Annotated in this window: 22 protein-coding genes; 5 read left to right on the plus strand and 17 right to left on the minus strand. The window is 58.3% G+C overall.

What is annotated here, in order from left to right:
• The 3 genes from ACTG3T_RS07840 to ACTG3T_RS07850 form a co-directional block, all read right to left on the minus strand.
• Positions 1–860 (minus strand): M20/M25/M40 family metallo-hydrolase (locus tag ACTG3T_RS07840; RefSeq protein ID WP_439101709.1); only part of this gene is annotated, 860 nt, incomplete at its 3' end.
• Between the two features lie 76 nt (positions 861–936).
• Positions 937–1,290, minus strand: coding sequence for a hypothetical protein (locus ACTG3T_RS07845; protein WP_439101710.1), 354 nt, complete (start codon positions 1,288–1,290; stop codon positions 937–939).
• Complete coding sequence (locus ACTG3T_RS07850; RefSeq protein WP_439101711.1) at positions 1,287–1,811, minus strand: DUF1697 domain-containing protein; 525 nt, start codon at positions 1,809–1,811, stop codon at positions 1,287–1,289. Before ACTG3T_RS07850 ends, ACTG3T_RS07845 begins: the two co-directional genes overlap by 4 nt.
• Before the next feature lie 308 nt (positions 1,812–2,119).
• On the opposite strand from ACTG3T_RS07850, the gene exaC reads away from it, so the two are divergent.
• Positions 2,120–3,640 (plus strand): acetaldehyde dehydrogenase ExaC, encoded by a 1,521-nt coding sequence (gene exaC, locus ACTG3T_RS07855; protein WP_439101712.1) that lies wholly within the window; start codon positions 2,120–2,122, stop codon positions 3,638–3,640.
• 128 nt (positions 3,641–3,768) lie between these two features.
• On the opposite strand, the gene parE is transcribed toward exaC, so the two are convergent.
• The 5 genes from parE to ACTG3T_RS07880 form a co-directional block, all read right to left on the minus strand.
• A complete protein-coding gene (parE, locus tag ACTG3T_RS07860) occupies positions 3,769–5,655 on the minus strand; it encodes a DNA topoisomerase IV subunit B (protein ID WP_439101713.1) in 1,887 nt (628 codons plus the stop codon).
• 108 nt (positions 5,656–5,763) lie between these two features.
• Positions 5,764–6,315, minus strand: coding sequence for a hypothetical protein (locus tag ACTG3T_RS07865; protein ID WP_439101714.1), 552 nt, complete (start codon positions 6,313–6,315; stop codon positions 5,764–5,766).
• Between the two features lie 37 nt (positions 6,316–6,352).
• Entirely contained in the window at positions 6,353–6,586 is a 234-nt protein-coding gene (locus tag ACTG3T_RS07870) for a hypothetical protein (protein ID WP_439101715.1), read from the minus strand.
• A gap of 71 nt (positions 6,587–6,657) precedes the next feature.
• Entirely contained in the window at positions 6,658–7,494 is an 837-nt protein-coding gene (gene cpdA, locus ACTG3T_RS07875; protein WP_439101716.1) for a 3',5'-cyclic-AMP phosphodiesterase, read from the minus strand.
• Between the two features lie 13 nt (positions 7,495–7,507).
• On the minus strand, positions 7,508–8,008 hold the full coding sequence (locus tag ACTG3T_RS07880) for a DUF1249 domain-containing protein (protein WP_439101717.1): 501 nt from the start codon (positions 8,006–8,008) through the stop codon (positions 7,508–7,510).
• 341 nt (positions 8,009–8,349) lie between these two features.
• On the opposite strand from ACTG3T_RS07880, the gene ACTG3T_RS07885 reads away from it, so the two are divergent.
• Positions 8,350–9,786 carry a TolC family outer membrane protein gene (locus ACTG3T_RS07885; RefSeq protein ID WP_439101718.1) on the plus strand — a complete coding sequence of 479 codons (1,437 nt, stop codon included), beginning with the start codon at positions 8,350–8,352 and terminating at the stop codon, positions 9,784–9,786.
• Here the strand turns inward: ACTG3T_RS07885 and waaA are convergent.
• Positions 9,766–11,133, minus strand: coding sequence for a lipid IV(A) 3-deoxy-D-manno-octulosonic acid transferase (gene waaA / locus ACTG3T_RS07890; protein WP_439101719.1), 1,368 nt, complete (start codon positions 11,131–11,133; stop codon positions 9,766–9,768). The two genes, ACTG3T_RS07885 and waaA, sit on opposite strands and share 21 nt — an antisense overlap.
• A gap of 39 nt (positions 11,134–11,172) precedes the next feature.
• Between waaA and ACTG3T_RS07895 the strand changes: the two genes are divergently transcribed.
• Positions 11,173–11,799 carry a class I SAM-dependent methyltransferase gene (locus ACTG3T_RS07895; protein ID WP_439101720.1) on the plus strand — a complete coding sequence of 209 codons (627 nt, stop codon included), beginning with the start codon at positions 11,173–11,175 and terminating at the stop codon, positions 11,797–11,799.
• On the opposite strand, the gene ACTG3T_RS07900 is transcribed toward ACTG3T_RS07895, so the two are convergent.
• Genes ACTG3T_RS07900 through ACTG3T_RS07910 form a run of 3 tightly spaced genes read right to left on the minus strand, consistent with a single transcriptional unit; the run spans position 11,796 to position 14,822 of the window.
• Positions 11,796–12,872 carry a prenyltransferase gene (locus tag ACTG3T_RS07900; RefSeq protein ID WP_439101721.1) on the minus strand — a complete coding sequence of 359 codons (1,077 nt, stop codon included), beginning with the start codon at positions 12,870–12,872 and terminating at the stop codon, positions 11,796–11,798. The two genes, ACTG3T_RS07895 and ACTG3T_RS07900, sit on opposite strands and share 4 nt — an antisense overlap.
• On the minus strand, positions 12,869–13,597 hold the full coding sequence (locus ACTG3T_RS07905) for a methyltransferase domain-containing protein (protein WP_439101722.1): 729 nt from the start codon (positions 13,595–13,597) through the stop codon (positions 12,869–12,871). The genes ACTG3T_RS07900 and ACTG3T_RS07905 overlap by 4 nt, the downstream gene beginning before the upstream one ends.
• Positions 13,584–14,822 (minus strand): glycosyltransferase family 4 protein, encoded by a 1,239-nt coding sequence (locus tag ACTG3T_RS07910; protein ID WP_439101723.1) that lies wholly within the window; start codon positions 14,820–14,822, stop codon positions 13,584–13,586. The genes ACTG3T_RS07905 and ACTG3T_RS07910 overlap by 14 nt, the downstream gene beginning before the upstream one ends.
• Before the next feature lie 179 nt (positions 14,823–15,001).
• On the opposite strand from ACTG3T_RS07910, the gene rfbA reads away from it, so the two are divergent.
• Both rfbA and rfbC read left to right on the plus strand, forming a co-directional pair.
• Positions 15,002–15,907, plus strand: coding sequence for a glucose-1-phosphate thymidylyltransferase RfbA (rfbA, locus tag ACTG3T_RS07915; protein WP_439101724.1), 906 nt, complete (start codon positions 15,002–15,004; stop codon positions 15,905–15,907).
• Positions 15,897–16,445, plus strand: a complete 549-nt coding sequence (rfbC, locus tag ACTG3T_RS07920; protein WP_439101725.1) for a dTDP-4-dehydrorhamnose 3,5-epimerase — start codon at positions 15,897–15,899, stop codon at positions 16,443–16,445. Before rfbA ends, rfbC begins: the two co-directional genes overlap by 11 nt.
• A gap of 46 nt (positions 16,446–16,491) precedes the next feature.
• On the opposite strand, the gene rfbB is transcribed toward rfbC, so the two are convergent.
• The 5 genes from rfbB to glnE all read right to left on the minus strand — a co-directional run bounded on the left by rfbB (position 16,492) and on the right by glnE (position 23,295).
• Positions 16,492–17,556: a dTDP-glucose 4,6-dehydratase gene (rfbB, locus tag ACTG3T_RS07925; protein WP_439101726.1), complete on the minus strand. Its 1,065-nt coding sequence runs from the start codon at positions 17,554–17,556 to the stop codon at positions 16,492–16,494.
• A complete protein-coding gene (gene rfbD, locus ACTG3T_RS07930) occupies positions 17,549–18,442 on the minus strand; it encodes a dTDP-4-dehydrorhamnose reductase (RefSeq protein ID WP_439101727.1) in 894 nt (297 codons plus the stop codon). Before rfbD ends, rfbB begins: the two co-directional genes overlap by 8 nt.
• Positions 18,443–18,476: 34 nt before the next feature.
• Positions 18,477–19,331, minus strand: coding sequence for an alpha/beta hydrolase (locus ACTG3T_RS07935; protein WP_439101728.1), 855 nt, complete (start codon positions 19,329–19,331; stop codon positions 18,477–18,479).
• Between the two features lie 78 nt (positions 19,332–19,409).
• Complete coding sequence (locus ACTG3T_RS07940; protein ID WP_439101729.1) at positions 19,410–20,336, minus strand: branched-chain amino acid transaminase; 927 nt, start codon at positions 20,334–20,336, stop codon at positions 19,410–19,412.
• Between the two features lie 13 nt (positions 20,337–20,349).
• The gene (gene glnE / locus ACTG3T_RS07945) at positions 20,350–23,295 is read right to left on the minus strand and encodes a bifunctional [glutamate--ammonia ligase]-adenylyl-L-tyrosine phosphorylase/[glutamate--ammonia-ligase] adenylyltransferase (protein WP_439101730.1); all 2,946 of its coding nucleotides are present in this window, start codon (positions 23,293–23,295) and stop codon (positions 20,350–20,352) included.

Consider the following 23,295-nt stretch of genomic DNA (forward strand, 5'->3'; position numbering starts at 1 on the left):
GGCTCTGCACTCTGGGCGATGCTTCGGAACATCGCATCCACCGGCGGAATAATGCGCGCCGGGAAGGGGTTGGTGCGCACCAACTCCAGCGCCTTAACGACACGGGTCACCGAAGAGGTCGGGTAGGGCATGGATCCATGACCCGGCTTGTCGATGGCTGTCAGTCGCAACCAGACTGGCACCTTCTGGGTCAGCTCAACGGAGAAAATCGTTTCGCCCTTGGCAGTGGAGCGCCCAAGACCTCCTTCATTTAGGAGCAATCCTGCACCGTCAAAAATTTCCGGGTGGTTTTTGAGCAGCCAACCCGCACCGTAAAGTCCACCGGCCTCTTCATCAGCCGTCGCTACAAACACCACGTCGCGATTGAGAGGCTTGCCTGCACGATGCAGGCTCAAAAACGTCGCCAGCTGGGTAATGCCCGTGCCCTTCATGTCGATGGCGCCACGACCCCAGATAAAGCCGTCGCGAATTTCCCCCGACAGGGGATCGGTGGTCCAGTACTTGGGATCGGCTGGGACTACATCGGTGTGCTGCAAAAGAATCAACGCGGGCTCATCGCCGCCCTCTATGCGCGCCCAGATGTTGCCGCGACCGGGCGCGCTCTCTGCCGAGTTCCAGGAGATGCCTTCGGCGTCCAGAATTTCAGAATAAAAATCGACGGCGCGGGATTCGTTTCCGGGTGGATTGATAGTGTCTATCTTCAAGAACGCCTGCAGCCAGGCTACCGCTTCGTCGTCCAGAGTCTGGGCTGCTGCGGGCAGGGTCGCAGCCATCAGCACTGCGAGAAAGGCGCGCTGAACAAAGCGAATTCCCGCTTTGAGGTACACCGTCGTGAAATTTTGCTTTGTTCGTCTACTCACCTGAATCTCCCGGCTATTGGGTGCTTAACATATAAAAGTCGAAAGTAGCCTATCACCGCAGCTTTGGCGAACCCTTTTATGACTTGGTACTTCCATACCGCGCCTGCCAGTTTCCGGAATTCTCCCTTGCACAAGCCTCTTCCGTATCGAATTGAATCTGACGCCCCCTGGGACTGATCGAAACGCCCACACTTTTAAGGCCCTCAATGACTCTGGCAGACAAACGGGCATCTTTTTGTGCCGCGCGGACAGCTTCAAGCTGCTCATCGGTTTCGAACACGCAAACGATCCGTAAGGATTCAGGAAAATTGTTGTAGTCCACAAAATGCGTTAACCATGCAAAACCCGGAATCTCCTCCAGGGCTTCATCGCAAATGCGGGTAAGCGTGTTTACCAGCCCCCGCTCAAGCTTCTTGTCAGTTTTTCTCACGACTTACGATCTTCGAGCATACGCTGCAGATTGTTTACCGTGTTGAGGTTACGTCCCGTTCCAGACACACCGAGGCAGGCGTCAATATTTGCAACAAGCTTTGATCGACCGATGCCATCGGGTGCGTGCAAATAAAAAATCCGGCCAAGGACTTCGTAGCGCTCGGACGGAGCGCGCCACTTTTCTATCTTGATCAAATCCAGTTTTGGCGCCTGTGGGCAAAAGTAGAAATGCACCGTGTTGCCCGCTACATCAGAAAAAGGACTCTGCGTTGCAGCTGCCTCGAATTCATTCTCGGTTAGGCACACGACGTCCGGACTAAAATCAAACTCCTTCTCAATGAGAGCTGCCACATTTGCCGAAGGATCACCGTCAGCATCCAGAATGATATTGCCACTTTGGATGTAGGTCTGAACACTCCCATGGCCAGCCCGCTCCAGGCAGGCTCGCAGATCTTTCATGGGGAGAACATTTTTACCACCGACATTTACGCCGCGAAGCAAAACAATGTATGTGCTCACCTGTCCTCCACCTCGCTTCCTGACAATGTTTGCTCGATGACAAGCATTAGCGAAATCCACAAACGTTATCTATCAAATAATACTACGCGAGGGGATACGCCGCCTTCCGGGAAACAAGGCGCCAGGGCGTCGGGGACTTTTGGGAATTGCGATCACCCTTCGCGGCGATACTCATCAGATAATTTTTGTACTATTGTTGGTTACGATGTGACGCCTGATGCTGGTCGAGACACTCGCTAACATGATGGTGGGTAGCCTGGTACGGAAGCATCGCCCCATGAAAAATAAACTGAAGAAAGGTGAAGCAAATGATCTATGCACAGCCCGGCGAAGTTGGCGCGATTGCGTCATTTAAAACCCGCTACGAGAACTTTATTGGTGGCGACTGGGTCGCACCGGTGGATGGCCAGTACTTTGAAAACGTATCTCCGGTGAATGGACAGGTTTTCACGGAAATTCCCCGGTCATCTGCAGCGGACATCGAATTGGCGCTGGACGCGGCCCACAAAGCGGAAGCCGCCTGGGGAGCCACCTCGGTCGCTGAACGCTCGAATATACTTCTGAAGATTGCAGACCGTATCGAGGCTAACCTCGAAGTTCTCGCCGTGTGCGAAACCTGGGATAACGGCAAGGCTGTCCGGGAAACTCTCAATGCGGATATTCCTTTGGCTGCGGACCACTTCCGCTACTTTGCAGGCTGTCTGCGCGCTCAGGAAGGCAGCATGGCTGAGATAGACGCAAAAACAGTGTCCTATCACGTACATGAGCCGCTGGGTGTTGTCGGCCAGATTATTCCCTGGAATTTCCCCATTCTCATGGCCGCATGGAAGCTGGGGCCGGCTCTGGCCGCCGGAAACTGCGTCATTCTCAAGCCTGCGGAACAGACTCCGGCCTCCATTCTGGTACTCATGGAGATGATCGCTGACCTACTGCCACCGGGAGTTCTGAATATCGTCAACGGCTACGGCGCAGAAGCGGGTCAGGCGCTGGCGACCAGCAAGCGCATCGCCAAGATTGCCTTCACCGGCTCCACTCCCGTGGGCCAGCACATCCTGCGCTGTGCGGCAGAAACGCTCATACCCAGTACCGTAGAGCTGGGCGGAAAATCACCCAACATCTATTTCAATGACGTGATGCAGCAGGAAGATGAATTTATCAGCAAAGCGGTGGAGGGCCTGGTACTGGCCTTCTTCAACCAGGGTGAGGTTTGCACCTGCCCCTCTCGGGCGTTGATTCAGGAGGATATGTACGACGACTTCATGGCGCGCGTCATAGATAGAGCCAACGCTATCAAACGGGGAAGCCCTCTTGACCCCGAGTGCATGGTCGGCGCTCAGGCGTCCAAGGAGCAGTACGACAAAATCCTCGGCTACATCGATATCGGTCGCTCCGAGGGCGCTGAGGTACTCATCGGCGGGGGCGCTGCAAAGCTAGAGGGTGATCTGGGCACGGGATACTACGTGCAACCGACGCTGCTCAAGGGCACAAATGACATGCGCGTATTTCAGGAAGAGATTTTCGGTCCCGTGGTCGGTGTCACCACCTTTAAAGATGAAGCGGAGGCGCTGGCCATTGCCAACAACACGGACTTTGGACTTGGCTCAGGCGTTTGGACACGGGACATGAACAGAGCCTACCGCATGGGCCGCGGAATAAAAGCGGGTCGTGTATGGACTAACTGCTATCACGCATATCCTGCCCATGCCGCCTTTGGGGGTTACAAAAAATCCGGCATTGGCCGGGAAACGCATAAGGTGGCGCTTGACCATTATCAGCAGACTAAAAACCTGCTGGTCAGCTACGACACGAATCCCCTCGGATTCTTTTAAAGTCTTTGACCTTGAAGGTCGCGCCCCTTCGGCCAGAGCCGACGGGGCGTCGTCAGGGACACAACGCAGAAGCAGGGGCAAAACCTTCCCGGATACACGACTGAGCAGGTTTTCTCAGCGCGAAAAGACTAAAGGACTTCCGCCAGATCACCCTTGGTCTCAAGCCAGGACTTACGGTCTCCCGCGCGCTTTTTCGCGAGCAACATATCCAGCATTTCACTGGTGCCATCGCCGGCATCGAGGCGTAGCTGCACCAGACGCCGCGTATCTGCACTCATGGTCGTTTCGCGCAGCTGCAAAGGGTTCATCTCACCCAGACCTTTAAAGCGCTGCACGTTTACTTTGCCGCGTTTTTTCTCAGCCTCGATACGATCAAGAATGCCCTGCTTTTCGGCTTCGTCCAGCGCGTAAAAAACCTCTTTACCGATATCGATGCGATACAGCGGCGGCATCGCTACGTAAACATGTCCCGCAGAAACCAGCGATCGGAAATGACGCACAAAAAGCGCGCAGATCAATGTTGCGATGTGCAGGCCATCGGAATCCGCATCGGCAAGAATGCACACCTTGCCATAGCGCAGGCCTGCGAGGTCGTCATCCGCCGGGTCGATGCCCAGCGCTATGGAAATATTGTGCACCTCTTGAGAGGCGAGAATTTCCTGGGAATCCACCTCCCAGGTATTCAGAATCTTCCCTCGCAGAGGCAGGATCGCCTGGGTTTCGCGATCGCGGGCCTGCTTGGCGCTACCGCCGGCGGAGTCACCCTCCACCAAAAACAGCTCCGTGCGAGAAGGATCCTCACCGGAACAATCGGCGAGCTTACCGGGGAGCGCAGGGCCGGCACTGACCTTTTTGCGCACCACTTTTTTAGCGCTGCGCAGGCGCCGCTGAGCCGTGTTGATGCACAGCTCTGCCAATGCCTCGGCATCGCCGGTGTGCTGGTTAAGCCAGAGGCTAAAGGCGTCTTTAGCCACACCCGATACAAAGGCAGCCGCTTCCCGGGAGCTTAAACGCTCCTTGGTCTGACCAGAGAATTGCGGATCTTCCAGCTTGGAAGAGAGCACATAGCTACAGCGCTCCCAGATATCGTCCGGTGCGAGTTTGACGCCCCGCGGCAATAATGAGCGCAGCTCACAGAACTCGCGCATGGCATCCAGCAAGCCGGTACGCAGTCCGTTGACGTGGGTGCCGCCCTGGGCCGTAGGAATAAGATTCACGTAGGACTCGGTAATCAGCTCACCGCCTTCCGGAAGCCATTGCACGGCCCAGTCCACAGCCTCGGTGGTACCACTGAAACTGCCGGTAAAAGGCTCCGTGGGCACGGTGGGGAAGCCTTCGGTGGCAGATAGCAGATAATCGGTGAGACCATCTTCATAAAACCACTCTTCTTTCTCGTTTTTCTTTTCGTCGAGAAAAGTGACCCGCAGGCCCGGGCACAACACCGCTTTTGCTCGCAGCACATGCATGAGTCGGGGCACGGAAAAGTTGATGGAGTCGAAATACTGGGGATCGGGTGTGAATCGCACCGTGGTGCCGGTGTTGCGCTTGCCACAGCTATCAATCACCTTGAGCTCCGAGGTTTTCTCACCGCCGGCGAAACTCATTTCGTGGACCTGAGCGTCGCGGCGGATGGTGACGATGAGCTCTTTTGACAGTGCATTCACCACCGAGACGCCCACGCCATGAAGTCCGCCGCTGAACTGGTAATTTTTGCTGGAGAACTTACCGCCGGCATGGAGGGTGCAAAGGATCACCTCGACTCCCGGTTTTTTTTGCTCAGGATGCATATCCACCGGCATGCCCCGGCCGTCGTCGCTGGCGGATAGCGAGCCGTCGGCATGCAGGATAACGTCTATTTGCCGGGCAAAACCCGCCAGAGCCTCATCGACACTGTTGTCGATAATCTCCTGGGCAAGATGGTTGGGACGCGTGGTGTCGGTGTACATTCCCGGTCGCTTGCGCACCGGTTCCAGGCCCGTGAGGACCTCGATAGAGTCAGAAGAATAATCGCTCACTGCGGTAATAATCGCCTGAAGAAAAAGATCGCGGCATTGTACACGGCAAGATCACAAACACCGAGGTTTGCGCTGTCAGCCGCGTAATTCAAGCGTCGCGCCCCCGCCTTAGCGTCCCGGCGGCGTGGCGCGGCGTTGTTCCCAATCGTCCACAAGCTTGGCGGCGACATTGCTGCCAACCCGCCAGAGATTCTCGACGGCGGGCAGCATACCGCCGAAGCCTTCGGTCTCCCGGGTGAGGCTTTCTACGGCGGTCATGCCCGGCGGCTGCATGGAAAAGTTGCTCGCCGTGCGCAAAAGCATGATGCGATCAAAGTCCACGCGACCACCCTTGTCGAGAAAACGCAGAGCCTCAAGAATGCCGCTGTCTTCGACGGCGGTGGTGACAAACTCACCATCACCCTCGGTCCAGTATGCGACCCAGTCGTTGGCCCATTCGTTAAGATAACTGCCGTGCCAGAAGGTGCTGGCGGAAAGACTGTCACCGCGCATGATCGTCGGTGGAGCAAGCGCCTTGGGGTAGCCTTGATATTCGGCCCGCAAAGCCTGCGCTGCCGCGTTATCGAAAAGCTCGACCCCTGCGCTCTGCTCATAGGCCCATTCCGCCAGATCCTGAGTGAGACCGGTAAAGGTGACCAGCAGACCTCTGTCGCGATCCACGCAGGCTTCATGGGTGCTGAAAGGAAGGTCGAAGCATTCATCCAGGGTGGTCGTTCAGCCCACGCTCGTGCCAGGCCTGAAACTCACCGGGGGCGTCCCCCGTATCCTGGCCGACCTCGAAGTTCACCAGGACTGCGACGCGTATCTCTATGGGTGCGTCAGCTGCGTCGGATACATCGGCGGCATGGGCGAGGGGCCCGTTCAATACACCGGCCAGAGCCCAAAACCCCAGGAGGGCGAATTGAAAACTAAAAAAGGCTGCGTTAGCCATAGTGGGGAGCCCTTTTTAACATTCAGCGAGCGTTTGGGCCTTCAGGTTTAGAGGGTGGCCGCCATCGCGGGTTACAAATAGCCGGAGGCTTCTTTGTCGACGGGAAAGATCTGCGACTCCGCGCGGGAGACATCTGTGCGGATAGTGCCGTCGGGCTCCAGTTCCAGCCAGCGGAATCCCGGAGCCTGGCTGTCGACGGCAAAATCCGTTTGCTGGGGCAGGAACTGCACGCAGGTAGACGGGGTGCACAGGAGACGGAGGTCTTCACAGCGCTGATCCAGCGCCTGATGCACATGACCCCACAGCACTCCGCGCACATGGGGGTAACGATCCAAAATCTCGAAAAAGGAGTCCGCGTCAGACACCATTTGCTCGTCCAACCAGCCACAACCCACGGGCACCGGCTGATGATGCATGCAAATCAGCGTATACAAATCCGAGTCTGCGCTTGCCGCAAGACACTCCTCAAGGCGTTGCAGTTCCCCACGGCCCAGGTGCCCGCCGACTTCACCGGGCAATTGGGAGTCGAGCATGACGATCTGCCAGGCTCCCACACGTATTTCTCCCGGGAGACGTCGGGCACCGCCAACGTCTGCCATCACTTCACGAAGATCGTGGTTACCCGGCAGCCAGAAATGCTCCGTGCTCACCTGGTCGAAATAGCCGATAAGTCGAGTGTAGGCACCGCCGGCACCGGAATCCGCAAGATCGCCAGTGCCCAGGACAAAGTCAGGGTCAGGGTACTCCCGGTTCACCAGATCGATAACAGCCTGAAGAGAGTAGTCGGTGTCCAGGCCCAGCAGCTTGCCCCCATCGTGTGCCTTCAGATGTGTATCTGTAAGTTGCACGACGCGGACGGTCTCGCTGCGCACACTCAGTTGACAAACACTGTTGGGATTATCACTCATGCAATAATTGCCCCTAGGCGTGCTCCGCCCCGGGTTTTAATAACCCGGCGACGTCAGCCTGCCCGTAATGGAGGCAGTGGGACAGCCAGTCAGCGAGAAAACTGTTTTGTTGGTTCTTTTCGTCCTGCTGATGCATGGACGGATTCGGATAGGCATAGCGACCCTGGGTTTTGCCGCTTGTTTGAAAGCGCACCACTTCGATCATTCCCGCATCGTGGTATGCCCGGACCTCCATAACCAGGGGGTTCAGCCAGCTTAATTCTGACCCCTGCGTATTATCTTTGGCGCTTTTCTGAGCAGTCTCCGGCGCATTACTGCGAAAACTCTTGAGGCAGAAAAGCGTGGTATAGCGACTGCGCTCGAGCACTTCTATGTGTACCTGGGCCCCGTCCACCGAGAAACGCTTGCTATTAGAGCTCTCATAGTCAGAAAAGAGACGCAGCAAACGCGCATAGTTCGCCTCACACAAGGCATGCAATGCGCGCAAATCGACTTTGTAGGAGCCTTTTATCACTGCCTGTCTCATTCCCCGGTAATAACGTGAGTCCCAAGGTGAATCGTAGCCCGAGTCACGGCTTTCGTCGCCGTTTGTTACAAATTTACCCCGGCTTCCTGAACCAATAGCCAAGGATTGCACGTATTTACTCCCTGTGCGTCCCATGTTGATCAGTAAAATCGATCAATTGCATCTAAAATGCGACAGGGCGCGTGTGTATCAGTGGCAATGAAATCAGTGTACCACCTAAGATTGGAACCCTGGTTAGCTTAGCTTTAGTGACTATTCAGCACTGCGAAGCAGTCGACATTACTGGTAAGATTTGCACGGCTTTATTCCGCATACCCAAGGATTTCATTATGAACGTCCCCGGCAAGGTTTTCCTCGCCTCTCTGACTCTGGCTGCGACCGTCGTCGCCTCTGCCTCTGCAAACGCCGAGTCATTGCGTGATATTTACGAACTGGCATTGGAAAACGATGCGACCCTCAAGGCGCAGCAAGCACAGTACATGGCGGGCCTGGAGGATGAAAACGCTGCGTTGTCAGTATTGTTGCCTCAGGTAACTGCGAGCGCGCGAACCCAGAATTCGGATACGGACACCACCAGCCCGGGAATTATTGGCTTCGACCCCTCGGGTGCACCCGTTATCGGTGACACCTTCGATAACACCGATATCGACACTGACACCTACCAGGTGTCTCTTCAGCAGGCCATTTTTAACCTTCCCGCGTGGTTCTCCTTCCAATCCGGGAAGGAACTCTCCAAACAGGTAGAGGCGACCTTCGCTGCGAATCAACAGAACCTGATTGTTCGCGTGGTACAGGCTTATCTTGCCGTGCTGCGGGCCCAGGACAACCTCCGGGCCTCCGTGGCCAGAGAAGAAGCCTTTGGTCGGCAGCTGGAGCAGAACCAGCAGCGTTTTGAAGTCGGTCTTATTGCCATTACCGACGTTTATGAGTCGCAGGCGGCCTACGACCTGTCACAGGTTGATCGTATCTCCGATGAGAACGCCGTCGCGGTGGCACTGGAGAATCTCAGCGTTCTCACCGGCAAGCGCCACGACACCCTGGATGTGCTGGTGGAGTCCTTTGAAGTCAACAAGCCCGAGCCCGCTGATCGCAGCGCCTGGGTGGAGTTTGCTCTGGCAAACAACTTCAACCTCAAAGCATCACAGTATGCAGAAGAAGCGGCCCGTCAGAACGCCAAGGCCCGGCGTCTGGCCCACGCGCCGACCATCAATGGTAATGCCCAGTACCTGGATTCCACTACCGACGGCACGCGTTTTCAGGATCCGGCGGGTATTTTTAACTTTCCGCCCAATTCGGAGCGGCAGCAGACGGTATGGGGCGTAGAACTCTCCATGCCCCTGTACACCGGCGGAGCCATTAGTGCCGAGCGTCGTCGCGCTGCGCAGCTGTTTAATCAGGCCCGGGAGCAGCGTATCAATCTGACCCGTCAGACAGTCACCGATGCCCGCTCGCTCCATATGACCGTCGTCAACGACGTCGCCCGCGTTGCGGCACGCAAGCAGAGCATTCTCTCGTCAAAGAGTGCCCTTGACGCCACTCAGGCGGGTTATGAGGTGGGAACACGAAATATCGTCGATGTGCTGAATGCGCAGAACACGCTGTTCGGCGCGCTTCGCGACTACGCCAACAGTCGCTATGACTACATCGTCAACACCTTGCTCCTGAAGGAGCAGGCGGGACTTCTCAGCCCCGAGGACATCATCACTCTAAATAGCTTTCTGGAAGCCGCTGCGGCACCAACCAGCTCAGGCATGGCGCCCGAGTAACTCCTCCAGGCCATCACACAGGGCGTCCAGAGCGCCCCGGTTGCTCTCTAAAACCTGAAGCCCAGCCGCACCCCGGCGGTGCGCCTCCTTGCTATCGGAGGCCAGTACTTCGAACTGGGCGAGTAGCTCCTGCTCATCGGCACAGCGCTGCAGAGCACCCGCATGCGAAAGCCGGAAGGTTATATCCTCGAAGTTGAACATCGACGGACCGCAGAGCACGGGGATACCCCAGGCCGCGGCCTCCAGGGGGTTATGACCGCCGCGGTCGATAAAACTACCGCCAATAACCGCAAGGTCAGCGACGCCAAACAGCCCCGACAGCTCCCCCAGGGAATCCAGCAGAAGCAGCTCTGTACCGTCGTCCACAGGGTCGGTCTGCGATCGACGAGCAACCTTAAAAGAGCCCTGAGTACACAGCTCGTACACAGACTGGAACCGTTCCGGGTGGCGCGGCGCAAGGAGCAACAGCGCGTTTTCATGCTGCCGGCGAAAGGCGGAAAACGTGGAGAGTGCCAACTCGTCTTCCCCCTCATGGGTACTCGCAAAGATGATCACAAAACGCTCCTCAAGAGACCACTGCTCAGAGAGCTCACGAATATGACTGCGGGTTGCGTTATTGACGGAGACATCGAATTTCACGCTACCCGTGACCTTCAAACGCCGGGGATCCAGACCCAGCTGCAAAAACCGTTCTCCGTCGGTGGTGTTTTGTACGCCCACCCAGTCGAGGGCGCTGAGCATTTCCCGCGTTAGCGGTTTCACCCTGGCATAGCCCGCGGCAGAACGCGCCGACAGTCGGGCGTTGGCAAGAAGCACATCACAGCCCGAGCGCTTTGCGTAATGGAGGAGGTTTGGCCATAGCTCCGTCTCCATGAGTACCAGCAGCTTTGGCCGGGTGCGACTCAGGAAACGCTTCACCGCGCCAGGCGTATCCCAGGGCGCATACACATGGAACACCCGATCCCCGAACAAACGCTTTACCTGGTCAGACCCCGTGGGCGTCGTGGTAGTCACCATTACCCGGTGACCCGGGTGCTCCTTCAGTATCCGCTCCACCAGGGGCCCAGCTGCGAGCGTCTCTCCCAGGGAGACAGCGTGGACCCAGATGCAGGGCCGGTCATCATCCTCTGCCGGCTTAAAAAAACCGAAACGCTCGCCCAGGCGCTGCCGGTAGGCCGGTGCCCGGCGGGAGCGAAGAAGCATGCGCAGCACGATAAACGGCTGCAGCACGATAAACAGCAGGCTGAAAGCAATACGAACCACAACGAACGCCCGAACGCAGAGAAGGTTTTGCAGCATAACGGTGAAAATCAGCGCCGACCACAGCTTGCCAGTGGCAGCGGCCATCGGTAGTGTCAGCGCCCCGGCAAACTTGAGCTAAAAACCGTGCCTGAACAACCCAAAGTATCGATGCCTATCGATATCAACAACGTAAAAGGCTTCCTCTCCCCGGCAGAGGGAGATGCTCTTTTTCAGTGTGCCCGGGAGACGCCCCCCGGGTCCGTGGCACTGGAGATAGGCAGCTACTGCGGTAAATCGACGGTCTATTTGGGACTTGGCTGTAAAGCAGCGAAAAGCACGCTTTTTGCCGTCGACCACCATCGCGGATCCGAAGAACATCAGCCCGGCGAACTGTTCCATGACCCGGAACTGGTTGATGAGACGGGCGCCTTCAGCACCCTGTCCTACTTCAGAAACACGCTACGGTCGGCCGGACTTGATGACACGGTGATTCCCGTTCTCAGCAGTTCCACCCAATTCGCCCGGGTCTGGCAGGGCCCGCTGGACCTGGTGTTTATTGACGGTGGGCACAGTCTGGATGCGGCTTTGCTGGATTACCGAAACTGGGTGGGATTAATCGCTGCCCGGGGTCGTCTGGCTATTCACGATGTCTATCCCGGGTCTGAAGCGGGAGGGCAGGCACCGATAACAATTTATCGCCTCGCCCTGGCTTCAGGGCTGTTTCGGGAAATCACGGCAGTAGACAGTCTCAGAGTGCTGGAGCGCCTTTAGGTTGCTTTGGCGCGCCGGGAAAGGGGTGCAGCACCCGTATCAAGAAGCTCAACCCGGGTGAAAATCTGGGCAGCGGCCGTATGCTGAGTCAGGGCATCGGCAGCAAGTAATACCGCGCCCGCGGTCCAGGTGGGCCGCTCGTCCGGCCACAGCAGGTCCTCTGCAAACTGATAGCCCGTCCAGTAATCACCCTCCTCGCTGCGCCACTGGTGGAGCCAGCTGTAGAGCTCCGCTGCTCGTGCCCGATCTCCGGCCGCCAACAGTGCCATAACCAGCTCACAGGATTCGGCGACGGTTACCCAGGGCTCTTCAACAACGCAGCGACAGCCCATGTCTTTCTCGACAAACTCATCCCAGCGGGAAGCCAGGCGGGCCCTGGCCGCAGCGCCGGTAACAACACCGGTGAGCACGGGATAGAACCAGTCCATGGAGTAGCGGGACTTGCTCTCCCAGGTGCGATCAAAGCGCTGGGGCCGATGACGCAGGGCTTCACCGAGCGCATTCCGGCTTTGCAAAAAGCCAGGACGCTCCTCACCGAGAGTTACGGCTATATTGTGTGCGCACTCAAGGCTTTTATAGATAGAGCTGCAGCCGGTAATCAGGGCATCCGGCCGGGGAGTACCGTCTTCATCCACGGCCCAATCAATGTCTCCATCCTCCGACTGCAACGACATCACAAAACTCATGGCGGCATCAACAACCGGCCAAAGCTCGGCAAGAAAATCACCATCTTTGCTGATGAGATAGTGGTGCCAGACACCGGTGGCGACGTAGGCGACAAAGTTGGTTTCCCGCCGCTCGCGATTGTCCGGCACGCCGTTGCGGTAGGCCGCCCACCAGCTGCCATCGCTCAGCTGCTGCTCTGCCAGCCAGCGGTAAGCCCGCTTTGCCGCCTCCCACTCACCGCCAATGGAGAGCCCCATGGCCGCTTCTACGTGATCCCAGGGGTCGGCATAGTTACCGGGTGACCAGGGAATTTCGCCATTGGACAGCTGGGCATCGCGTATCGATGCGATGGTCGGCGCGAGAAAATCCCGGGGAAACAGCCCGGTGGTGAAATAGGGGCCGCTCACTCGCTGCCCTTGCGAAAATACATGACGACGCTTTTACCGAGAACGGGATTTAATGCGCGCTCAAGCACGCGTGTGAATGCTGGTTGACTCATCATATCCCAGACCAGCAGGCGATGATATTGCCGCACCAGCCAGTTGTGCTCCCGCGATTTCCAGAACAGGCACTGCAACCACCAGTAAACACTGTGCAGCGCGTGGGCGCCGTGCTCGTAGTACACCGTAAAGCCGTGCTTCTCAATCTCGCCGCGCAATCGCAAACTGTCAAAAATGCGCAAATGCCCGCCCAATACCTGATGGTAGTCCCGGGACAACGACCAGCAGATTCGCTCGCACCAGGCGCGGGGCACGCTGGCGCAAAAGCGCCCCCCGGGTTTCAGCACGCGGGCAATCTCGGCCAGTGCGCTGCGGTAATCGGGAATATGCTCCAGCACTTCGCTGCAAATCACCGTATCAAAGCTGGCATCGGCGAAGGGGAGTTTCAGGGCGTCGCCGGCGAGGAGCAGAAATTCGGTTGAGTCCTCTGAGTCCCCGCCACTCTCATCACCAATAAACTCCTGCATCCGTCCCCGTGCCGTTGCCAGGTCGTCGAGGGACAGATCCACGCCCACCGCATCCACGCCATCGAGGGCGCAGGCCGCAATCACATGACGGCCCTCGCCACAGCCCAGATCCAGCACCCGCTGCCCGGGGCGCAGGGGAAGGTAGTTGCGATCAACGGTCTGCATCGGCAATCACCCCCCGGTAATAGCGCACCATCTGCTCACCGCAGACGCTCCAGCTGAAGGTATCCAGAATGCGCTCCCGGCCCGCGTGAGCCAGGCGTTCCCGTTGAGCAGGATCCTCAAGAAGCGCCGCTATCGCCCCCGCCAGGGCCTCGGCGTTCGCGCTGGGGACAATGACGCCCGCGTCGGCCACTATCTCCGGAAGAGCCCCGCCATCGGTAGACACCACGGGCACTCCGCAGGCCATGGCCTCTCCGGCGGGCAAACCAAAGCCCTCGTAAATCGATGGTATGACCGCCAGGGTCGCCTCGGCGTAATGACGCACCATCTCGCCAGTACTGATGCCGGAAATAAAGCGCACGCGATCGCGAAGTTTCAGGCGATCCAGCAACTGTTCGGTTTTACCACCGGGCTGAGGCCTGCCCACCACCAAAAGCTCCAGATCGGGATAATCATCAAGAAGGGACGCATAGGCTTTGAGCAGATAGCGCAGGCCCTTGAGGGGCGCGTCGGCTGAAGCGGTGGCCATGAGACGGTTGGGGCGGCGGGCTATCTCGCTGTGGGGGCGAAACACCGCGGTGTCGATGCCGTTGTACACAAGATCAATGCAGTCGACGGGCAGACCAAAATCCGTAGCGATATCCTGGCGGGACTGCTCTGACACGGTAATCACGTGACGCAGCTTACGAATGACGTTGCCCTGCATGGTGAGAAAGGAGTGCCAGCGCCGCACGAGCAGGCGCTCGTACCAGCTCCGCGCCGCGCGCAGGGCAATTCGCAGATCGTGAGTGATGGGATGATGCACCGTGGTGACCACAGAAAAGCCCTCGCTCTGCAGTTTCAGCACGCCGTAGCTCAGACTCTGGTTATCGTGGATAAGATCGTAGTGACGCCCCTCACGGTGTAGGTACTTTCTCACCCGCCGTCCAAAGGTGTAGGGCTCGGCAAAGCCCCCGGTGAGCTTGCTGCACCACTCGATCATATCGCTGAGAGACAAAAGGTGTCGCGGCCGTAAAGAACCCAGACCGTGGGTGAACAGATCCAGGCTCGGAATATGGATAAGCTGCACCCGGGGGTCGAGCTCCGGATAAGGAGGACCGGAGATAACATCCACCTTATGACCCGCTTCCACCAGCGCTTTGCTCAGGTAATGCAGATAGATGCCCTGGCCGCCGCCGTGGGGCTGGCTGCGATAACCGAGCAGGGCAATGTGCAAAGGACCCGACATGGTGCTCCGAGGGGGTGATGTTAAAAGAGAGCCGCGCATTGTATACACCGGGGGCAGCGGTACAAGCTGTGATCTCCGTCCCAGGCTGCAGGAAAGCCGGGACGCCCATGGCATAGTGACGGGACAGGATCCAAAGACGACCGATATACTAAGCCTCTTTCTTCCATGGACATAACGGAATGAGCGACAAGGCCTACAAGGGCATCATTCTTGCCGGGGGCTCGGGCACACGACTGCACCCCCTCACGAGCACTGTGAGCAAGCAACTAATGCCGGTCTATGACAAGCCAATGATCTATTACCCCCTGGCGACTCTCATGGAAGCGGGTATCCGTGACGTGCTGATTATCACGACGCCCCGGGACCAGAGAGCCTTTGCTGACCTTCTCGGGGGTGGTGAACAGTGGGGCGTCAATATCACCTATGCCGTGCAGCCCAGCCCTGACGGCCTGGCCCAGGCTTTTATCCTTGGCGCCGACTTTGTGGGCGACAGCCCCGTGAGCCTGGTGCTCGGCGACAATATTTTCTACGGGGACGGCTTTTCCAAAAGCCTGCGCCACGCCGCCGAGCGCAAAAAGGGCGCCTCGGTCTTTGCCTATTATGTCAACGACCCGGAGCGTTACGGCGTGGTGGATTTTGACGGTAAGGGTGTTGCCAGCAACATCGAGGAAAAACCCGCCAATCCCCGCTCTCACTATGCAGTTACCGGACTCTACTTTTACGACAACGATGTTGTGGATATCGCTAAAAACATCAAGCCATCTCCCCGCGGTGAACTGGAAATTACCGATGTAAACCTTGCCTATCTCAAACGCGGTGACCTTCACGTAGAAGTCATGAGTCGCGGCACCGCCTGGCTGGATACGGGGACCCATAATTCCCTCCTCGACGCCGCCAACTTTATTCGCGTCGTAGAGGAGCGTCAGGGTCTCAAAATTGCCTGCCCCGAAGAAGTGGCCTATCGCATGGGTTACATTGCCGCGGCGGACCTGCAGGCACTTGCAACACCGCTTATCAAGAGCGGCTACGGGGAATACCTCATGGGACTGCTTCGCGAGGAAGGGGCCGTGCGCAATGCAATTTGAAGCCACCCCTCTGCCCGGTGTTTACCTGCTCACGCCCAAGGTTTTCGGTGACGAGCGCGGATTCTTTGTAGAAAGCTGGAACGCCGAGGTCTTTAAGGAAGCGGGCTTTGATCTCCACTTTGTACAGGACAACCACAGCCGCTCTGCCCAGGGTATTCTCCGCGGGCTTCACTATCAGACCACCCATACCCAGGGAAAACTGGTGCGCGTCACCGCGGGCACTGTCTACGACGTTGCAGTGGATCTGCGCAGGGATTCACCCTCGCTGGGCCAGTGGTATGGCGTCACTCTGGATGCAAAAACCCAGCAGATGCTATGGGTACCGCCGGGCTTTGCCCATGGCTTTTATGTGACCTCGGAGTACGCGGACTTTCAATATAAATGTACGGATAAGTACGATCCCGGCAGTGAAGTCAGTATTGCCTGGGATGACCCTGACCTTGCCATTGACTGGCCCCTGGTGGACGGCAAAGCGCCGTCGCTATCGGGTAAAGATCAGACAGGAATGGCCTTTCGGGACGCGCCGCGACTGGCCTAAGTTGGAAGAGGCCCCCGAACCCAAGGGACTCTGTCACACCGAGCACTCAGGTCTGGACCAGGGGTCGCCACCAGGCTTCGTTAGCGAGATACCAGTCGATGGTGCGTTCAATACCGGTCTCAAAGGTCTCTGCGGGTGCATAACCCAGCTCGTTCATGATCCGGCTCGCATCGATGGCGTAGCGCCAGTCATGCCCCGCCCGGTCCGTAACAAAACGAACCAGACTGTCCGCGGACTCACCGCGGCTTTGGGGCGCGTCGGGGTAGCTTTCCCGCAGGCTCGGATCTGCAGCGAACCTCGCGTCCAGGCGTTCGCATAACAGCTTCACAATCGCGAGGTTGTTCCACTCATTGTTGCCGCCGATGTTGTAGCACTCACCTACTTCCCCTTTATTGAGCACCAGTTCGATGCCACGGCAGTGATCCTCCACGTAAAGCCAGTCACGAATATTGCTGCCATCACCGTATACCGGCAGCTCCCTTCCCCGCAGAATATTGGTCAGACACAGGGGAATCAGCTTCTCGGGAAAATGAAAGGGCCCGTAGTTGTTCGAACAGTTGCTGGTGCTGACCTGCAAACCATAGGTGTGATGATAGGCGCGCACGAGGTGGTCCGACGCGGCTTTACTGGCCGAATAGGGTGAATTTGGCTGATATTGCTGCGCCTCAAAGAATCCGGGCGCATCGGGTGCCAGGGAGCCATAGACCTCATCGGTAGACACATGATGGAAGCGGTGTGCCTTGCCGGCGCCGTCTAACCAGACGGTTCGGGCTGCCTTTAACAGGCTGTGAGTTCCGATAACATTGGTCTCAATAAACGCGTCGGGTCCGCTGATAGAGCGGTCTACGTGACTCTCCGCAGCGAAATGCACCACGGTATCCACCGTTTCATCACGCATGAGCTTTGTTACGCCGGCTTCATCGCAGATATCAGCGTGCACAAACGCAAAGTTGGCGTTGCCCTCCACCGAAGCAAGATTCGCCCGGTTACCCGCATAGGTGAGGGCATCGTAGGCGATCACGCGATCTTCCGGATGGGTGCCAAGCCAATAGTGCACAAAGTTGGCGCCAATAAACCCCGCGGCACCGGTCACCAATAGGGTCTTAGCCATAAGCTGTCTCCTTGAGCCTTGTAAGAACAGCGCGGAGTTGACTGCGCCAGTGCGTGGGTGGCAGCTCAAAATCCCGCCAACTCAAGCTTTTATCCAGCACGCTGTAGGCGGGCCGCAGCGCCGGTGTGGGGTAGTCCTCAGTGCGAATGGGCTTCACGTTCGCGACCCGCTGCAGCAGGCCCAGAGCATGCGCCTCCTCACCGATGGCCAGCGCAAAGTCGTACCAGCTGCAAACACCCGCATCGCTCCAGTGATAGGTCCCGCTCAGGGCAGGCCGCGCCGCCGCGGCCCATAAAGCCTGGGCCAGGGAGTAGGCATCAGTGGGCGTACCTACCTGGTCGGACACAACGCTGATTTCCTCACGGGAGTCGTGGAGGCGCAGCATCGTGCGCATGAAATTCTGCCCACTGTGGGAATACACCCACCCCGTGCGAACAACAAGGGCATCGGCGCCGGAATCCAACACCGATTGTTCGCCCGCCTCCTTGCTGCGGCCGTAGACGCCGAGGGGTGCGGTGGCCGCATTTGTCGGGTAGGGGGAACTACGTGTTCCGTCAAAAACAAAATCTGTGGATACGTGAAAAAGCCGGATGCCCCGTGTCGCGCAAGCCTCTGCAAGCACCCGGGGGGCCTCGGCATTGGCCGCAAAGGCCGCATCGGCGTCCTCTTCTGCACGATCCACGGCGGTGTAGGCAGCAGCATTGAGCAGGAGCTGAGGCTCCTCAGCATCCAGAGCCGCATCGACGGCAGCGGGGTTAGAAATATCGCAGTCAGCGCGACCCAGGGCCCGCAGACTTACAGCCGGCGGAACGGTCGCAGCCAGTGCAGAGCCAAGCTGACCTCCGGCACCAGTGACCACTACCTTGCATGGTGTTCCCTCAGACATGGCGCACGCCAACAACGGTAGGGAGCGTCATAACTTAGCCCCGAATATGGGCATCCAGCCAGTCACCCAGCTCACCCAGGACCTGATCCTTTTCAGGCTCGTTGAAAATCTCGTGGTAGAGCCCTGGATAGAGGCGAAGGGTTTTATCCGTGCTGCCTACACCGTCAAAGAAATGCTGAGAGCCGCTGACGGCGGCCATTACATCTCCCTCCCCATGCATGACGAGTACCGGAAGGCTAAGGTCACCGCGGCGTTTTTGTAAATTGTCCATCGCAGCGAAAAGTTCCACGAGCAGACGCGCCGTAATTTTGCCGCTGTGCACCAGGGGATCCTCCTCGTAGCGACGAACGACCTCCGCATCGCGGCTCACCTCACTGGCGTCAAGCTGCAGCGCACCCAGCTTCGGCACAATGGACGCCAGCAGCTTGTTAGTAAAAATCGCAAAGCCACTGGGGGGTTCCGGCACCTCAAAGGCGGCGCCGGAAAAAGCCGCGCCGGCAAACTGGCCCTGCCGATCCAGAAGATAGTTACCGATAATCAGGCCACCCATGCTGTGGCCAATGATGAAACAGGGAATACCGGCGTAATCCGCGGCGACCTGCTCTCGCAGTGCATCCAGCGCAGAATAAAAGTCCTCAAAGCTGTTGATGAAGCAACGATGACCCGGCGTGTGCCCGTGACCCGGATGATCCGGTGCAAAGCTTGCGATATTACGCGCCGCCAGGGCCTCCGCCACGTGCTGATAACGACCGCTGTGTTCGCCGAGGCCATGCACAATGAGAGCGACCGCCCGGGGCGACTCCACATCCCAGCGACGATAAAACACGCCACCGGCGGCACCGCTCTCAAGAGTTAGTTCCTTTGGGATCAGCGCTGCGTTATCACTCATGGTTTTTTCTCTTGTCAGTAATGAGCCGGGAACCGAGAAATCAAAAGGACGCGCGAACACGCGCCTGGCGTCAGTGCATCATGCGACGGGAGTGAGCCACTGTGCATTCTGGGGCCGATTGCCACGCACCGCATCAAAATACATGGACTGCATCTGCTCGGTGATGGGCCCCCGGCTGCCGCTGCCGATTTCCCGTCCGTCGAGCATCCGGATAGGCACGACCTCGGCCGCAGTTCCCGTGAAGAAGGCTTCATCCGCAACATACACCTCATCGCGGGTAATGCGTCGCTCGATGATTTCCAGTCCCAGTTCTTCGGCAAAGGCAAAAATCGTTGCCCGGGTTATACCGTCCAGACAGGACGTGAGCTCCGGTGTGTGGATCTTGCCCCGGCGTACGATAAAGACGTTCTCACCGCTGCCTTCCGCGACGTAACCTTCGTTGTCCAGAAGGAGCGCTTCCTCGGCACCGGAATCCAGAGCCTCGCGAAGCGCCAGCATGGAATTAATGTAGTTGCCGTTAGCCTTGGCTTTACACATGGTGATGTTCACATGATGCCGGGTATAGGAAGAGGTTCGTACCTTGATGCCGCGGGCAACGGCCTCGGGATCCATGTAGGAGGGCCATTCCCAGGCGGCGACCATGACATGGGTTTTCAGGCCGTCGGCACGCAGTCCCATGCCTTCGGAGCCATAGAAACACATGGGTCGCAGGTAGGCTTCTTCGAGGTTATTGGCTTTCACCACGGCACGCTGTGCTTCATTAAGCGTTTCACGGTCATAGGGCATACCCATGGTGAGAATCTTCGCGGAATTAAAAAGACGCTCGGTATGTTCTTTAAGCTTGAAGATGCAGGTGCCGCGATCCGGTGTTTTGTAAGCGCGCACCCCCTCAAAGACGCCTAGCCCGTAATGCAGCGTATGCGTCAGCACGTGCACCTTGGCTTCACCCCAGGGAACCATTTCCCCATCGAGCCAGATGGTGCCCTCGCGTTCCGCAAAATTCATGATGTTCTCCTGCCTACTCTTTGTTGTGATGGTCTGATCTGAAAGTGTTTTCGGCTGACCCTGGTGCTTCTTTCCCGTGCGTCTCGACCGTTCCAAAATGGGCAACATCCACAAAAATTGAATCCCAGACGAGCTGCACCGTACTCCTCTCGGTCGCAAATTGCGCTACCGGCAGTTTCGCTGGTTGCTGCTGGAGGGCCAGCTGGTGCGTCACACTGCGCAACTGAAGATAGGCCTGGATCAACGCCTGGCACTGTTCCCTCTGCAAATATCCGCTGACTGCCAGAGCCTCGAGAATCCGGACGTTGTCCGACCAGTCGGCAAGGATGGGCTCCTGCGACGCCCAGGCGAGGACGGCGTATTGCACCACAAATTCGATATCCACGATACCGCCGAAGCCCTGCTTAAGGTCCATTTCAGCGTCTTCAAGCCTGACTTTGGCGTGACCGCGCATCTTTTCGCGCATGCTGGCTACTTCCCGGGCCAGGGCACTGACATCCCGGGGATTACAGAGAATGTCCCGGCGCAACGCGTCAACCTGTTGGGCAAGCCCCCCGTCTCCCGCAACGGTTCGGGCACGGACGAGCGCCTGATGCTCCCAGGTCCAGGCCTCTTTGCGCTGATAATGTTCGAAGCCACTCAGGGTGGAAACCAGCATTCCTGAGTCTCCGGAAGGGCGCAGGCGCATATCAATCTCGTAGAGCTGCCCGAGACCCATACGGGTCTCGAGGATATGAATCATCTTCTGACCCAGACGCATGTAAAAGGTGGCGTTGTCGATGGAGCGATCGCCGTCGGTATAGCCTCCACGCCTGGCGTTGTAGATAAAGACCAGATCCAGGTCCGAGGCATAGCTCAGTTCGATGCCGCCCAGCTTGCCGTAGGCAAGAACAACAAACCCGGTTCCCGTGCCCTCCCTCGCGGGTTCACCGTAGCGAAGCGCAAGCTGTGCCCATGCCAGAGCCAGCACCTGCTCCAAACACACCTCGGCAATGAAACTGAGCTTGTCGCTGACTTTCATCAGCGGCAGGCGTCCAGACAGCTCACTCGCCGCCACGCGCAGCACCTGGGACGCCTTGAAGTAGCGCAGGGCATCCATGTGCCCTTCGAGGTCGTCAACGGTGAGGCGTGCCGTTTGCTGACGGAGCTCCGACTGCAGAGCTTCCCGCTCCGGCGCGGTGTACAGACTGGCACGATCCAGGAGCTCGTCCAGCAATGCGGGGCGGGTGGCCAGCTGCTCGGCTATCCAGGGGCTGGCGCCACACAGGGCTGCAAGGTCCGCGAGGGCCGGTGGATTCTCGATGAGCAGGAGGAGGTAGGCGCTGCGTCGCGCCACAGCGCTAACCAGTGGCAGAGACCGCTCCAGAGCCAGATCCGGGTGCTCTGATTCGGCGCAGGCCTCCACCAGCAATGGCATAAAGCGATCGAGACGTTCGCGGCCCTCGGCCTGCAGGCTTTGGATGCGCCGGGAGTCGAAGAGGGCACGGAGCGACTGGGCAAGTCCCTCGGCGTCGCTAAAGCCAAGATCCGCCAGCTGCTGTGGATCACAATCAGCACTCCACAGGTCTGCACTTTCGGGCGCGGGGGTCGAGTCCTCGTCCTCGGCGATGAGGGCGGCAAAGTGTGTTGCTACCGCGTCGCGATGCCCTGCCAGCGCCTGGGAGAAAGTGTCGTAGTCTCCAAAACCCATGCAATGGCCAAGGGCAGCCTGAGCGATGGGGTCCGCGGGCAACTCCTGTGTCTGGCGGTCTTCCCAGGCCTGGATTCCGTGCTCCACATCGCGCAGAAACAGATAAGCACCCTGAAGCTCCTGGACCACCGACTCCGGAAGGCAACCCAGGCCTGCGCACTCGGCCAGCACCGCACAGAGCTCCCGGCGCTGCAGCGTGACATCCCTTCCCCCACGGATAAGCTGAAAACACTGGGCGATAAATTCAATTTCGCGAATACCACCGCTGCCCAGCTTCACGTTCTCCTGCAAGCCCCGACGCCGCACCTCTGCGACAATCAGCTGCTTCATGGATCGCAGGCTCTCAATGGCGCTGTAGTCCACGTAGCGGCGATAAACAAAGGGCTGGAGACACTCCATAAGCGCACGGCGATGTTGCTGGCTACCAGTAACAGGCCGCGCTTTGATGAGCGCATAGCGCTCCCAGTCCCGCCCCTGCTCCTGGTAATAAGCCTCCAGTGCCGCGAAGCTCTGGACCAGAGAGCCGCTTTCGCCGTAGGGCCGCAGGCGCATGTCCACGCGAAACACAAATCCCTCGGCAGTAACCGGGTCTAGCAGCGCGATGAGGGCGCGCCCCACACGGGTAAAAAACTCCTCATTGCTCATCGAGCGACGGGCCCCCTCGGTATTGCCACTTTCGGGGTAGGTGAATATCAGGTCGATATCAGAGGACAGATTGAGTTCATGTGCGCCGAGCTTACCCATGGCCAGCACAACCAGTTCCTGATGCTCACCGCTTCGCTTGCCCCGGGGTTGCCCGTACTTTGCTTCGAGCTCCGCCGAACAAAGCTCAAGGCCCAGAGTTATGCAGGCGTCTGCCAGCCAGGACACGTCCCGGGTGGTCTCCAGGGTCGGTGCCAGACGATTGAGATCCCGCCAGATGATCCGAAGCATGTGGCGTTGCCTGAAACGTCTGAGCACCACCCCCGGATCGTCATCACTGCGGGCCAGTAATTCCGCCAATTCAGCTTCAAGAGCCCCCTGTCTTAATGGGGTCTCCAGCTGGCCCGTGGTCGCCAACTGCACGAGGAGCCAGGGTCTGCGCCTCAGGGTCTCCCCGACGTATCGGGAGCCGGCAAGTACCCTGGCCAGCTGCTGCGCAAAACCGCTGCGCTGAAGGAGTCCCTCAAGGGCAGAGCCCTCGGTGGGGCCCGAGGCCTCGAGAATGGCCGCCCATGCCCGGGTGACCGGTCCCTGGAGAGTCTCCGGTAAGTTTTCCTGCAAACTCAT

This window comes from Congregibacter sp. (assembly GCF_965660375.1).
GTDB lineage: Bacteria > Pseudomonadota > Gammaproteobacteria > Pseudomonadales > Halieaceae > Congregibacter.